Raw genomic sequence first — 12,535 nt, 5'->3', positions numbered from 1 at the left:
CCGGACAGGCGCTGACCGTGGGGCGCTGATGTCGGGACGTGGTGTCACGCGGCCCGCGCCACCTCCACGACAGCGGTCAGTACGATCTCTCGCTTCCTCCATGACAGCGGTGAGTACGACCTTTCCGTACCTTTACGACAGCGGTCAGTACGACCCCTCGGTGGACGGGCTCGACGACTCGTCCTGCTGGTCGTCGCGCTGCGAGCGGTCGTCCTTGCCGTGCCTCCGGTCTTCCTGGCCCTCGCGGTCCATGCCCTCGTAGCCCCTGCCTTCGGGCCCCTTTCCGTCGCGGGCGCTCATGTCGCGGATCACGACGGCGGTGGCGGTGTCGCCCTCCACCTTCGCCATGATCGCGACCTTCTGCCCGGCCTTCACGGTGTCGATGCCCTCGCCGCGGCGGTTGATCCGGGTGTCGTCGTTGACCGTGTACTCCTTGGTGTAGCCGTCCGCGCTCTTGACGGTGACCGAGCCTTGGCCGACGGCTGTGACCTCGCCTTGCTGGCCGGTGAAGGTCGCGTACCCGCCCTCATCGTTGGGGACGACGAACTCGCCGTGGATGGGGAGCTTGTGGAAGCCCCACTTGTGTCCCCGGTCCTTGCCCGACTTCTTGTCGGAAGGGGCCCCGGAGGGGGTGGCCGACGGTGTGTCGCTCGACGTGGCGGCCGGCGCTGTCGGGGAGGTGAGGGCGGCGGCGGTGGCCACGCCACCGCCGGTCGCCACCACGAGCGCGGTGGTGGCCATGAGCAGCAAGGAGCGGGAAACGCGGCGCCTGGCCGGCTTGCCGGCCTGGGACGTGGTGGTGCTGTCCGATCCTGGGGTCATCTTTCTTGTCCTCCCGAGCTGTGGAATAGGACAAGTGTGCACGAATCGGTCTAAAACGGACGTAAATGCTGTCTGTGCTCCGGTAGACACCCTCCGTCAGCCAGGGCTCGGCGCCTCGCCGGACATTGGAGCAGCCCGCGAGCCACCGCCGTACGGCCTGGGGGCAGGTCACTCGGCGCGCAGGCTCATCCCGTACAGCCGAGACACGCTGAGCCTGATCACCATGCGCCGGTCGTCGACCATCCGGCGCAGGAACGCGGCCTCGTCACCCGGGGCGGCGAAACCCGACCGCATGGCCAGCAGCTCATGGCCGACCTCGTCGCCGGGCTCGACGGTCACCGGTGACAGCTCGGCCTCACCCTCGGCCACCCCGTAGGAGCGGAAGCCTTCGCCGGCCACGTAGAGGGCGCCGCGCGGATCCTTGTGCAACTGGCGCACCTTCGGCCGGTCGGCGATCGTCGAGATGCGGACGACCCGCTGCTCGGGGTCCCACGCGTAGCGGACGGTGGACATCTCGGGACGGCCGCTGCTCTGGACCGTGGCGAGCGTGCCGAAGCGCTGCTCACCCAGCAACCGGGACACCTGCGCCTCGGACAGGAAGCCGCCAGGCGAGCCCATGGCCGACCCCTGGGTCTCCTGTGACATCGGCGGACTCCCCTTTTCGTCACAGGAACCCTACCGGAGCTCAGTCCATGCCCAGCCGGCGCGCGAGAGCCTGTCCGTCGGAGATCACCCAGTACTCGGCGAACCTCTCGCCCTCGACCCGCAGGATGTCGTGGCCGCTGAAGGTGACCCTGGTCCCCGCCGGAGCCGTCGCGCCCGGCAGGCCGCCGCGGTAGGAGCCGCCGAACGTCCAGCGGGCCGCCACCCGATCGCCGTCGATGATCGGCCCCACGTCGAGGGTGACGGAGACGTCGCCGAACGGCGCGTGGCCCTGGCGGAGCATCTCGATCAGCTCGCCGGGGCCCGTCACCTCCTTGTCCGGCCAGTGACCGACGAACCCGGGGGTGACGAGGTCGTGGGCGAGCTCGAAGTCGCCGTTCCACATCTCGAGCAGCCAGCGCTCGTACAGTGTCGCGATCATCCGCCGCCCGTACCCACGAGACGCGCGCTCTCACCTGTGAGGGGGACAAAGATCGCGACCGGCAAGTGACCGTTAAGCGAGCGTCGATGGGGCAGATCCATAGTGGGGGTTCGAATCGACGAGAGGCGCCACGATGACAGTCCCCTTACGGCCCCCCGCCCTCACCGGTCACCCCAGCAAGGCGCTGCTGATCGGCCTCGTGGTGTCCAGCCTGCTGGCCGTGGTCGTGCTGGTCGTACTGCTGCTGAACGGTGGTCCCGTCGGGTTCGGCCTGTCGATGGGGCTGGCCCTGGCGCCGCTGCCCCTGCTGCTCGCGGCCGTGCTCTCACTCGACCGGCTGGAGCCGGAGCCGAAGCTGCACCTGGCCTTCTCCTTCGCCTGGGGCGCGGGGGTGGCGATCGTGCTGGGGATCGGGCTCACCGTCGCCGGCCAGGCGCTGTTCGCCAAGGCGGGCTACGGCTCGCAGGTCGTCAGCACCGTGGGCACCGTCTTCCTGGCCCCGGTGGTCGAGGAGGCGCTGAAGGGTGCGGCGCTCCTGCTGCTCCTGCGCAGGCGGCGGGAGATCGACGGGCTCACCGACGGCATCATCTACGCCTCCATGGCCGGGCTGGGCTTCGCGGCCGTGGAGAACGTCGGCTACTACCTGCTGAGCTTCACCCAGGGCGGTGTGGGCGCGACCATCCAGCTGTTCGTGATCAGAGGGCTGATCGACCCGCTCGGCCACCCCGTCTACACCTCCATGATCGGTGTGGCCGTGGCGTACGCGCTGACCCGGCGGGGGCCGGCCCGGTACGCCGTGATCCCGCTCGGCTACCTCGCGGCGGTCCTTCTGCACGGGCTCTGGAACGGTAGCGCCACGACGGAGTCGTTGTCCTGGATCGGCCTCGCCTACCTGGTGATCATGGGTGCGCTGGTCTTCCTCATCATGGTGACCGTACGGGAGCGCAGGCACCTGGTCGCCACGATGGGCGTCCACCTGCCGGCGTACCAGCAGACGGGGCTGGTCACGCCGGCCGACATCGCCATGCTGAGCTCCCTTCCGGGACGCAGACTCGCCCGCAAGTGGGCCAGGGGCAAGGGGCTGGGCAAGGAGATGTCCGACTACCAGCAGGCGGCGACCGAGCTGACCATGCTGCACCTGCGGGCCGACCGGGAGGGCATGGACCTGGACACGTTCGCGGCCGAACGCAACGCGCTGCTGGGGGTCATGGCGAATTCCCGCCAATGGTGATGTCGGACGGTCCACCCGATTCTGACAAGATCGAGCGAACCCCCGAAAGGAGCGCGCATGAGCTGGGTGGAGATCGGGTCCGAGGCCGAACTGCGGGATCTGCTGGGAGAGGTGAAGGCGCGCTCGGCGACCAAGGAGCGCGTCCGCCTGCACGAGCGCGACAGGCAGTGGCTGGCCGCCTCGCCGTTCTGCCTGATCGCCACCTCCGACGCGGAGGGCAACTGCGACGTCTCGCCGAAGGGCGACCCGGCAGGGTTCGCCCACGTCATCGACGACACCACGATCGCCATCCCCGACCGCCCGGGCAACCGCAGGGCCGACGGATTCCGCAACATCCTGCGCAACCCGCACATCGGCCTGATCTTCCTGATCCCCGGCCGCAACGAGACCCTCCGCGTCAACGGCCGTGCCCGGCTCGTCCGGGAGGCGCCGTTCTTCGACGAGCTGATCGCCAAGGGACACCGCCCGGACCTGGCGATCGTCGTGGAGATCGAGCAGATCTTCTTCCACTGTGCCAAGGCGTTTCTGCGTTCGTCGCTCTGGAAGCCCGACCGCTGGGAGCCCGACCGGCTGCCCTCGCACGCGCAACTGGTCAAGGACGTGCAGAAGGTGGACGAAACCCTCGAAGAGCTCGAGGACTACTACGGCGAGACCTACGCCAAGCGGTTGTACGGCTGAGCCCCGGCCGTCACAGCCGGGGCTCGGAGGTCAGGCCGCGGGAGGCGGGCCGTCGGGGAAGCGGATCACGTTGCGGCTGCTGTAGGCGCGCAGGTCAACGATCTTGGGATCGGGGGGAACCGGCTTGTGGCGGTCGTCGGTGCGGATGTCGCGGACCTTGTGCCTGGACACGTGTGGCGGCACTGCCACGAGCCTCTTCATGTGAGCCCCCCGTGATGTTCTTGTTACCTATGTTATCTACAGATACCCGGGTAAGTTCTGTGTAAGGAGTGATTCAGTAGGGAAGCCGTCGGCCCGATGGGGACCGCAGGTCCAGGCCCGTGTCGCGGTCCGGACGCCGCTTCGCCGTCGGCTTGACGATCCTCACGCGTCTCATGGTCTGCCCCCTCTCGGTGTCTCGGCCTGGGCTCACTGTGCGCCCCGCCGGTTGCCGGGGAGTTGGTGAGTGCTTGCAGCCCAACCTAGTCCGGGTCCGGGACGCGGCTCCACGCATTTCTACGGTCTCGCCGTACGCGTCCGGTGCCGTCCCGAATCATCAGCCGTTCCCGCCCGGGAGCCGTCCGAATCACGACCCGCGCTCCCCGGGCCGTAACGGGCGCGCGCCCGTTACGGCCCGGCCCGGCTCAGCCGGCGGGCGCGAGGCGGGTGGCGACGCCGATCCGGTTCCAGGCGTTGATCATGGCGATCGCCACGACCAGCGTCGCGAGCCCCGTCTCGTCGTAGTGCTCGGCCGCCTGCCGCCAGACCTCGTCGGGCACGGCCTCGCGGTCGGCCAGCCGGGTGGCCTCCTCGGCCAGCGCGAGCGCCGCCCGCTCGGCCGGGGTGTAGTAGGGCGCCTCCCGCCAGGCGGCCACCGACCAGAGCCGCTCGTCGCTCTCACCGGCCTTCTTCAGGTCACGGCTGTGCATGTCGACGCAGAAGCCGCAGCCGTTGATCTGGCTGACGCGCAGCTTGACCAGCTCGATCGTGCTGTGCGGGAGACCGCTGCGCAGCAGGAAGCCCTCGACGTCGACGAACGACCGGTACGCCTCGGGCGCCAGCTCGGCCACGTTGATCCGCTGGGACATGACTACCTCCATCGTGTCGTGGTTACAGGGACAAGACGGGATGGGACCGGTGAATGTGACACTTTGTCCGTGCGTCGAAGCCGGCCGGTCATGGCATTGATCGACGGAGACCTGTGGCGGCTCGGCGACCACTGGCCGGCCGGTCGCGTCGGATCGGGCGAACCCGGCCCGATTATGGACGTCCCTTGAGGTCCCTTGAGGAAAGCGCACCCGGAAACCGGGTATCTGGTCGGCGAAGCGACCGGACAAAGGGGATCATCATGGCCATCTGCGAGGCATGTGGCAACGACTACGACATGTCCTTCGAAGTGCACGCCCAGGGAGCGGTGCACGTCTTCGACTCCTTCCAGTGTGCCATCCAGACCATGGCGCCGATCTGCGAGCACTGCGGCACCCGGGTCATCGGCCACGGCGCCCAGTCCGGCGATCACTGGTACTGCGGCGCCCACTGCGCCCGCCAGGAGGGCAGCGCCGGGATCGTCGACCGGGTCATGGCGGGGACGTCCGCCTAGAGACTCCTCGTCCGGATCCGCCCGCCGCACCGAAGCGATGGGCACGGAGGGCTTCTCCTGATCGTGCGCAGTGCCCAGACTGGAGGACGTGGCCGACTTCGAGGTGGTTGTCATAGGTTCCGGGCCCGGCGGACAGAAGGCGGCCATAGCGGCGGCCAAGCTGGAGAAGCGGGTCGCCGTCGTCGAGCGCCGCAACATGATCGGCGGCGTGTGCATCAACACGGGCACCATCCCCTCCAAGACCCTGCGCGAGGCCGTCCTCTACCTGACGGGCCTCAACCAGCGCGAGATGTACGGCCAGAGCTACCGGGTCAAGGACGAGATCACGGTGGGTGATCTGGGGATCCGGACCCAGCACGTGATCGGCCGTGAGATCGACGTGATCCGCTCCCAACTGGCCCGTAACCATGTGACGGTGCTCATGGGGTCGGCCCGGTTCGTCGACGCGCACACGCTGGACGTGGTCGACGAGGCGGGGCGCGGGGTCAAGGTCACAGCGGACAAGATCATTGTGGCGACGGGGACCCGGCCGGCGCGGGCCGAGTCGTACAAGGTGGCGGCCCTGGACGCGATGAACAAACTCCGGCGCGTCGCCCGCTTCGAACTCTGACCCGGGCCGGGCACCCGTCACACCGGGCCTGTCGTGCCGGTACGGGTGAGGGCCGTGCGCCCATCACCGTCGCCCGCGACCGCTGGGTGCGCGGGGTGCACGAGATCTCGACATTTTCTGCTCGGGAGCCGCATCTGCGTCTGCTTGGCTATATGCATGATCAACAGCGACTCACTGTCTCGGCCTGACCCGATCGCCTATCTCGACCAGGTGGCCGCGAGCGCGGTAGGCCGGGGCTACAAGCGGCAGGTGCTCGAACTGCTCGATCTCCAGCCAGGCCAGACCGCGCTCGATCTCGGCTGCGGTCCGGGGACCGACCTGGCGGCGATGGCGACCGCCGTCGCGCCGGCCGGTCGGGTCATCGGAGTCGACCGGGATCCGGTGATGATCGCGGAGGCTCGTGCCCGTTCCGTGGGACAGCCCCTGATCGAGATTCGCTCCGGTGATGTCCATGCGCTGCCGCTGGAGGAGGACACCGTCGATCGAGCTCGTACCGACCGCGTGCTCCAGCATGTGGCCGATCCGGCGCGGGTGCTGGCGGAGTTTCGCCGGGTGGCTCGTCCCGGAGGGCGGATCGTCATGGCCGAACCCGACTGGGAGGGACTGTTGATCGACTCCCCTCAGCCGGCCATGAGCCGGGGACTGAGCCGATTCATGGTCGCCGAGATGATCCGCAACGCGACCATCGGCCGCGGCCTGGCCCGGCTGTGCGAGGAGGCGGGCCTCGTGGTCCGGACTGTGGTGACGGTGGCGCCGGTGTTTCGCGACTTCACGACGGCTGATCACATGTTCGGGCTGCGTCGCAATGTGGGCCGGGCCATCGACGCCGGCTATCTCGATTCCGATGCCGAAAGGTGGATCGAGGACGCCGGCTCTCGGCCGTTCCTGGCCTCGGCTCTGTTGTTCCTGGTGGCGGCTGAGATTCGCGGGTGATGGGGGATTTGTCCGACTGCTTCTGCCGGCCGTGGTGAGTGTGGTCCGGTGCGTGAGCCGGCGCACGCGCGCGGTCCAGCCGCGACGGCCGGGGTCACGCGAAAGCCGGTGAGGCCCAGGCGACGCGGACGAAGTCGTCCGTGGTGAGCTTCTGGCCAGGCGCTGACGGCGAGTTCCTGGTTCGGTCCGTAGTCCAGGGAAGCGGCCGCCACGATCCCCCGGACGGTGGAGAGCGACCGGGGGATGGCTCAGAAAGCCGGGGGTCAGTCGTCGGCGGGGGTGCGGCGACCGCGGGCCGGTGGCTTCTTGCGGCCCGCCACCAGCGTGTCGCCCGGCGACGCCGAGGCGGTGGGCTCCTCGGACGGTGCGGCGTCACCCGTACGGCGCGGCCGGGGATGCGGCGCCGTGTCCTCCAGCTTGGCGCCCTCGGTCTTGGCGGTCTCGGCGGTGGTGCCGTCGGCGGCGTCGGGCTTCGACGAGACGGTGGACGCCTTGCCACCGGACGGCCTGCTCCCGGTCGGTTTGCTCCCGGACGAGGTGCCACCCGGCGGTCGTGCCGGCTTGGTCGCCGTCGGGGGCGGGGGGCCATCCGGCTCGCGGAGCGAGGCGATGACCTGGTCGGCCTCCGAATCGGCGGCGAACTCGCTGGCCGCGGCCGACTCCCTGCGCCGGATCACCACCATGTGGTCGACCGAGATCCGCCCGGCGCCCACCACGGCGAGCAGCAGCGCGGCCGCGCCCAGCAGGATGATCTCGTTCAGCGTGATCGGATTGAGTGGCGGAGCGATCAGGAACACCGCCAGCGCCTCGGCGAACAGGGTCAGTCCGACGACCGACACGGCCAGCCCGGCGATCAGCAGGGCGCCGCCGATCAGCTCGGTGAGCATGGTCACGGTGGCCCAGGCGCCCGGCGCGGGCGCTCCTTGTCGCGCGAACTCCTCTCCGGTGGCCTTCAGGCCGATTTCCAGCTTGTTCCAGCCGTTGGCGAAGAAGATGCCGCCCACACCTATGCGGGCGACTAACGCGGCAAGATCACGGAGGGCTTGTCTCACGGTTGATGCCTGCCCTAATCGGGACATCACACACCTCAATCACGGCGGAGCAGCATGGCCACGGCGATGGCGGTCAGGCTGAGGAGGACGACGCTCACGACGACGGTCGTGTGCAGGGCGTTGACGAAGGCCCATCGGGCGGTGTGGAGCAGCGCGTCGCCCGCGCTGCCACCGATCTCGTGCGCCACGTGGGCGGCTCCGGCGAGTGACTGCCTGGCCTGGTCCATGCCACCGGCGGGCACGCCGGGCACGGCGGTGAGCGCGGGCGCGTACGCGATGGTGGTGATGGTGCCGAGCACCGCGACGCCCAGGCCGGCGCCCAGCTCGTAGGCGGTCTCCTCGATGGCGGCCGCGCCTCCCGCGTGGGACTCGGGCACCGCGGACATGATCGTGTCGGAGGCGGCAAGGAGGGAGACCTGCACGCCGAAGCCGATGCCCACGAAGCAGACCGCGAGCATCACCGGATGGCCCTCGACGCCCCAGGTCAGCGTCGGGGTCAGCGCGACCGCGACGAGCCCGAGCCCGCCGCTCATGGTGGCCCGCAGGCCGATCCTGGGCAGGAAGTGGGCGGCGGCCAGGCCGCCGACGACGGCCGAGACGACCAGCGGCAGCATCCTGAGCGCGGCGCGCACGGGGCTGTCGCCGAGCACGAGCTGGAGATACTGCGCCAGCATCAGCTGCAGCCCCACCAGGGCGAACACACCCAGCAGCACCCCGGTCACGCCGGTGCTGAACTCTCGGTCGCGGAACAGGCGGACCTCCAGCAGCGGCGAGGCCAGCCGGGTCTGCCGCCGGACGAACCACACGAGCAGCGCCACGCCGCCCAGGAAGATCGAGAAGGCGGCGCCGAACGGCATCAGGCTGCCCGACCCGGCCTCCTTGAGCCCGAACGCCAGCGCCAGGATGCCGAACACCGACAGCGCCGCGCTCAGGCCGTCCCACGGCCGGTCGGCCCGCTTGCGTGACTCGGGCAGCAGCCGGGCGGCGACGGGCAGCAGCACGAGCAGGATGGGCACGTTGACCAGGAAGACGGCGCCCCACCAGATGCCCACGAGCAGCCCGCCGACCAGCGGCCCGATCGCGGCGCCGGCGGCGGCGACCGCGCTCCAGACGCCCAGCGCGATGGCCCGCTCGCGCCGGTCGGTGAAGACCTGGCGGATCAGGGAGAGCGTGGCCGGCATGATCATCGCGCCGCCGACGCCGAGCAGCGCCCTGAACACGATCAGCGCCAGCGGCGTGGGGGAGAAGGCGGCGGCGGCCGAGGCGACGCCGAACAGCACGAACCCCGCCAGCACCAGCCGCTTACGCCCGTAACGGTCACCGAGGGCGCCGAACATGATCAGCAACGGCGCCACGACCAGCGAGTAGACGTCGATGATCCAGAGCAGCTGCACCGCCGACGGCTCCAGCGCCGCGGTCAGCGCGGGCACCGCGATGTGCAGCACGGTGGCGTCGACCGTGATCAGGAGCAGGCTCAGACAGAGGACCAGGAGGATGGACCAGCGATTGTCGTGCTGTCGCTGAACCGCGCGCCGTGCGACGGGCGCGGCCTGTGTGACGGTCATGGGCCTCCTCGCAGGCCGATCCGGTCACTACGGGCCCGCACGTGCTGGTGGTCACGGCCCGCGTCGGAACTCGTGGGCGGGCGACCGGCTCCCTCCTCCCGAGCTCCTCCGCTCCGGCCTGCGTGGCAGCTTAAGCCATGCCATGCCCTTGGTATAGCGGTATGGACGCATCGAGCGGCCCACCGGCACCTCTCTAGAGAGATACAGCCATATGTCGGCACCTATCCAACCTTCGCTGACCAGCCGATCATGGACAGAGTGGGTACCGGCCCAGGCGATCAGTACCGCCCTGACCACAGCGACGACGACAAAGGCGACGACAACTTCGGCGGATCCTCGCGTGACTGGTGCCGCGAGGCCGTCACCCGCCTCGACGCGGGACGCCCCGAAGACGCCCTGACCGCCGCCCACCGGGCGGCCGATCTCGACCCGTTCAGCGAATGGGCCCACCGCCTGAGCAGCCTCGCCTTCGAACGACTCGGCCGCGACGCCGACGCGCTCCCGCCCGCCCGGGAGGCGGTGCGCCTGGCCCTCGGCTCCTGGCCGGCCCGGGTACGGCTGGCGGCGGTTCTGCGCCGGCTGCCGGGCCACTGGGACGAGGCCCTCGACCAGGTGGCCCTGGCCCGCCGCTTCGCCCCCGAGCGGCCCGGCCCGTACGTCCTGGACGGCGATCTGGCCCTGCTGCGCGCCGAGCACTCCCGCGCCGCGGCCGCCTACCGGGCCGCACTCGACCTCGACCCCGGACACCCGCAGGCCCGCGTCAACCTGGGCCTCACCCTGCTGCGCTGGGACCGCCCCCGCGCCCATCACGATCCCGCCTGGCCGATCGAGCCGCGCGAGACGGGCCGGGCCAGACGCGCGCTGGAGGTGTGGTCGCGTCAGGCCCGCCTCCTGGTGGCGCTGGCCACGCTCACGGTCGCGGTGGCCGCCCTCGGGTTCGACCGTGGAACCGAGGCCAAACTGGCCGGGTTCGCGGTGCTGGTGCTGCTGGTCCCGCTCACGCTCGGGCAGGCCCGCCGGATCAGGGTCTGGCCGTACGTGCCGGGCATGCTCGGCCGTGACCCCTGGCTGGGCACCGCCGTGGTGTCGGCGGCGGTGTCCGTGGTCGCGTTCGCCGCCTGGCTGGGCCTGGCCACGGTGCCGGGGGTGCCGTCGTCGTTCGACCCGGTATGGGCCGGGCTGGCGGCCATCGCCGTGCTGGGCTGGCCGATGCTCGCCGCCCTGCGCGCGCTGGCCGAGACCTGGCGCGGCCGGCCGGTCCAGGCCCTGACAGAGTTCATCCGCGCCGCGGGCGAGCGGACGGCCAGGCGGAACGCCGGGGTGGCGCTGTGGATCGTGCTCGGTCGCACCTGGTCGGTGCTGGTGCCGCTGGTGCTCGGCGCGCTGGCCGTGGAGCCGCGGGCGGCGCTGCTCGCCGTGGCGGTGCCGTACCCGCTGGTCGGTTCCTACCGCCGGGCCGGATATCGGGAGGACAAGTGGCTGGCGGCGGCGACGGCCCTGGTCGCGCTCGCGGCGGCGGCCTGCGCGGCGGGCGGGACGCTGGGCTCCGCGTGGAGCTGGCGGGCGGGCCTGGGCGCGCTGGGCGCGGTGGCGATCGTGTTCGCGCTGCGAGCCGTGCGCGCGTGGTGGCGGGGCGCGCCCGGCCCCTGGCGCGCGTCCCTGATCATGTGCGATCTGCCCGTCGGCGCCGAACCGTCCGTGGAGCTGACCTCCGAGATACGCCAGGCGTTCGCGTACGCCAGGAACGTCGTGCTGACCTATGGCGACTCCCTGGGACCCCGGGTGGTCGGCGCGGTGGCGACGGTCGGGCCGTCCGGCGAGCTCAGGCTGATCGCCGAGACCGAGGCATGGGAGGCGATCGAGACCGACCCACGGGTGGCGGTGTTCGCGGCGGACCCGCTGCAACGCCGGTTCTGGGTGGAGGTGCGCGGCATCGCGCTGGCCGACGGCGACCTGCTGCGTGTCACGCCCAAGCAGGTGCTCATGGGTGAGTTCCCTGGGCGGCATCAGCGCCGCTAGCTAGAGTCATGTTCTATGCGAATCCTCCGCACTCCCGACGAACGTTTCGCCGATCTGCCCGACTTCCCCTACGAGCCGCGATACGCCGAGGTCGACGGGCTGCGCATGGCCTGGGTGGAGGACGGGCCGTCCGATGGCGAGCCCGTGGTCCTGCTGCACGGCGAACCGAGCTGGTCGTTCCTCTACCGGCACGTCATGCCGGAGCTGGCGGCGGCCGGGCTGCGCGCCATCGCGGTCGACCTGGTCGGGTTCGGCCGCTCCGACAAGCCGGCCGAGGTGGGCGAGCACACCTACGCCCGGCAGGTGGAGTGGACGCGGGCGCTGCTGTTCGACGCCCTGAAGCTGACCGGCGTCACCATGGTGGGCCAGGACTGGGGCGGCCTGATCGGGCTCAGGATCGCCGCCGAGCACCCGGAGCGCATCGCCAGGATCGTCGCCGCGAACACGGGCCTGCCGACCGGTGACATCCCCATGCCGGAGGTGTGGCACCGGTTCAAGGACACGGTGGTCGACTCGCCCGCCCTGGACATCGCCAGGTTCGTGCAGTCGGGCTGCAGGACCAGGCTCTCACCCGAGGTGCTCGCGGCCTACGACGCGCCGTTCCCCGACGAGTCGTACAAGGCGGGGCCCAAGGCTCTGCCCGGCCTCGTGCCGATCAGCCCGGACGATCCGGCGGCGGCCGCCAACCGCGCGGGATGGCAGGTGCTCACCACCCTCGACCGCCCTTTCCTGGTGGCCTTCTCCGACTCGGACCCGATCACGGGCGGCATGGCCCCGATCATGAAGCGGACGATGGCGGGCGCGGCCGGGCGCGAGCACCCGGTGATCGCCGGCGCGGGCCACTTCCTCCAGGAGGACGCGGGCGCCGAACTCGGCCGCCACGTAGCCGCGTTCGTCAGTGTCACCTAGCGTGTCAGGTCCGCCCAATCGTTGGTCCGGTGCGATATAACCAGGGGCGGACC

At 70.7% G+C, this 12,535-nt stretch carries 14 protein-coding genes; 7 read left to right on the top strand and 7 right to left on the bottom strand.

Annotated features, from left to right (window positions below; translation table 11 throughout):
* Positions 1–144: 144 nt before the first annotated feature.
* From IEY82_RS28045 to IEY82_RS28035, 3 genes are all read right to left on the bottom strand, one after another.
* On the bottom strand, positions 145–822 hold the full coding sequence (locus IEY82_RS28045) for a hypothetical protein (protein WP_189127237.1): 678 nt from the start codon (positions 820–822) through the stop codon (positions 145–147).
* Positions 823–990: 168 nt separating this feature from the next.
* The gene (locus IEY82_RS28040; RefSeq protein WP_225263930.1) at positions 991–1,467 is read right to left on the bottom strand and encodes a TIGR03618 family F420-dependent PPOX class oxidoreductase; all 477 of its coding nucleotides are present in this window, start codon (positions 1,465–1,467) and stop codon (positions 991–993) included.
* Between the two features lie 40 nt (positions 1,468–1,507).
* On the bottom strand, positions 1,508–1,906 hold the full coding sequence (locus IEY82_RS28035; protein WP_189127236.1) for an ester cyclase: 399 nt from the start codon (positions 1,904–1,906) through the stop codon (positions 1,508–1,510).
* A 133-nt stretch (positions 1,907–2,039) separates the two neighbouring features.
* Between IEY82_RS28035 and IEY82_RS28030 the strand changes: the two genes are divergently transcribed.
* Together IEY82_RS28030 and IEY82_RS28025 are read left to right on the top strand one after the other, a co-directional pair.
* A complete protein-coding gene (locus tag IEY82_RS28030; protein ID WP_189127235.1) occupies positions 2,040–3,137 on the top strand; it encodes a PrsW family intramembrane metalloprotease in 1,098 nt (365 codons plus the stop codon).
* Between the two features lie 57 nt (positions 3,138–3,194).
* Entirely contained in the window at positions 3,195–3,815 is a 621-nt protein-coding gene (locus IEY82_RS28025; RefSeq protein ID WP_189127234.1) for a pyridoxamine 5'-phosphate oxidase family protein, read from the top strand.
* 30 nt (positions 3,816–3,845) lie between these two features.
* Here IEY82_RS28025 and IEY82_RS28020 read toward each other — a convergent pair whose 3' ends face one another.
* Positions 3,846–4,016 carry a hypothetical protein gene (locus tag IEY82_RS28020; RefSeq protein ID WP_189127307.1) on the bottom strand — a complete coding sequence of 57 codons (171 nt, stop codon included), beginning with the start codon at positions 4,014–4,016 and terminating at the stop codon, positions 3,846–3,848.
* Between the two features lie 422 nt (positions 4,017–4,438).
* Positions 4,439–4,882, bottom strand: a complete 444-nt coding sequence (locus IEY82_RS28015; protein WP_189127233.1) for a carboxymuconolactone decarboxylase family protein — start codon at positions 4,880–4,882, stop codon at positions 4,439–4,441.
* 260 nt (positions 4,883–5,142) lie between these two features.
* Here IEY82_RS28015 and IEY82_RS28010 point away from each other — a divergent pair, with 260 nt between their 5' ends.
* The 3 genes from IEY82_RS28010 (at position 5,143) to IEY82_RS28000 (ending at position 6,937) form a co-directional block, all read left to right on the top strand.
* Positions 5,143–5,394 (top strand): metallothionein, encoded by a 252-nt coding sequence (locus IEY82_RS28010; protein ID WP_189127232.1) that lies wholly within the window; start codon positions 5,143–5,145, stop codon positions 5,392–5,394.
* Positions 5,395–5,482: 88 nt separating this feature from the next.
* Complete coding sequence (locus IEY82_RS28005) at positions 5,483–6,004, top strand: FAD-dependent oxidoreductase (protein ID WP_189127231.1); 522 nt, start codon at positions 5,483–5,485, stop codon at positions 6,002–6,004.
* Between the two features lie 156 nt (positions 6,005–6,160).
* Positions 6,161–6,937 (top strand): methyltransferase domain-containing protein, encoded by a 777-nt coding sequence (locus IEY82_RS28000; RefSeq protein ID WP_189127230.1) that lies wholly within the window; start codon positions 6,161–6,163, stop codon positions 6,935–6,937.
* A gap of 263 nt (positions 6,938–7,200) precedes the next feature.
* Here IEY82_RS28000 and IEY82_RS27995 read toward each other — a convergent pair whose 3' ends face one another.
* Both IEY82_RS27995 and IEY82_RS27990 read right to left on the bottom strand, forming a co-directional pair.
* Complete coding sequence (locus IEY82_RS27995) at positions 7,201–7,989, bottom strand: DoxX family protein (RefSeq protein WP_189127229.1); 789 nt, start codon at positions 7,987–7,989, stop codon at positions 7,201–7,203.
* A 35-nt stretch (positions 7,990–8,024) separates the two neighbouring features.
* Positions 8,025–9,554, bottom strand: coding sequence for an MFS transporter (locus IEY82_RS27990; RefSeq protein ID WP_189127228.1), 1,530 nt, complete (start codon positions 9,552–9,554; stop codon positions 8,025–8,027).
* A 258-nt stretch (positions 9,555–9,812) separates the two neighbouring features.
* On the opposite strand from IEY82_RS27990, the gene IEY82_RS27985 reads away from it, so the two are divergent.
* Together IEY82_RS27985 and IEY82_RS27980 are read left to right on the top strand one after the other, a co-directional pair.
* Positions 9,813–11,573, top strand: coding sequence for a tetratricopeptide repeat protein (locus tag IEY82_RS27985; protein WP_189127227.1), 1,761 nt, complete (start codon positions 9,813–9,815; stop codon positions 11,571–11,573).
* 15 nt (positions 11,574–11,588) lie between these two features.
* Positions 11,589–12,482, top strand: a complete 894-nt coding sequence (locus IEY82_RS27980; RefSeq protein WP_189127226.1) for a haloalkane dehalogenase — start codon at positions 11,589–11,591, stop codon at positions 12,480–12,482.
* Positions 12,483–12,535 lie beyond the last annotated feature (53 nt).

The organism is Nonomuraea cavernae (assembly GCF_014646355.1).
GTDB lineage: Bacteria > Actinomycetota > Actinomycetes > Streptosporangiales > Streptosporangiaceae > Nonomuraea > Nonomuraea cavernae.
This window is presented reverse-complemented; position numbering and strand designations above follow the sequence as displayed.

What these genes read in the sequence shown, in the direction of transcription:
- IEY82_RS28020 (WP_189127307.1), bottom strand. Translation starts at nt 4,016, where the DNA reads ATGAAGAGGCTCGTGGCAGTGCCGCCACACGTGTCCAGGCACAAGGTC.
- IEY82_RS28040 (WP_225263930.1), bottom strand. Translation starts at nt 1,467, where the DNA reads ATGTCACAGGAGACCCAGGGGTCGGCCATGGGCTCGCCTGGCGGCTTC.
- IEY82_RS28000 (WP_189127230.1), top strand. Translation starts at nt 6,161, where the DNA reads ATGATCAACAGCGACTCACTGTCTCGGCCTGACCCGATCGCCTATCTC.
- IEY82_RS27980 (WP_189127226.1), top strand. Translation starts at nt 11,589, where the DNA reads ATGCGAATCCTCCGCACTCCCGACGAACGTTTCGCCGATCTGCCCGAC.
- IEY82_RS27990 (WP_189127228.1), bottom strand. Translation starts at nt 9,554, where the DNA reads ATGACCGTCACACAGGCCGCGCCCGTCGCACGGCGCGCGGTTCAGCGA.
- IEY82_RS28030 (WP_189127235.1), top strand. Translation starts at nt 2,040, where the DNA reads ATGACAGTCCCCTTACGGCCCCCCGCCCTCACCGGTCACCCCAGCAAG.
- IEY82_RS28015 (WP_189127233.1), bottom strand. Translation starts at nt 4,882, where the DNA reads ATGTCCCAGCGGATCAACGTGGCCGAGCTGGCGCCCGAGGCGTACCGG.
- IEY82_RS28045 (WP_189127237.1), bottom strand. Translation starts at nt 822, where the DNA reads ATGACCCCAGGATCGGACAGCACCACCACGTCCCAGGCCGGCAAGCCG.
- IEY82_RS28025 (WP_189127234.1), top strand. Translation starts at nt 3,195, where the DNA reads ATGAGCTGGGTGGAGATCGGGTCCGAGGCCGAACTGCGGGATCTGCTG.
- IEY82_RS28010 (WP_189127232.1), top strand. Translation starts at nt 5,143, where the DNA reads ATGGCCATCTGCGAGGCATGTGGCAACGACTACGACATGTCCTTCGAA.
- IEY82_RS28035 (WP_189127236.1), bottom strand. Translation starts at nt 1,906, where the DNA reads ATGATCGCGACACTGTACGAGCGCTGGCTGCTCGAGATGTGGAACGGC.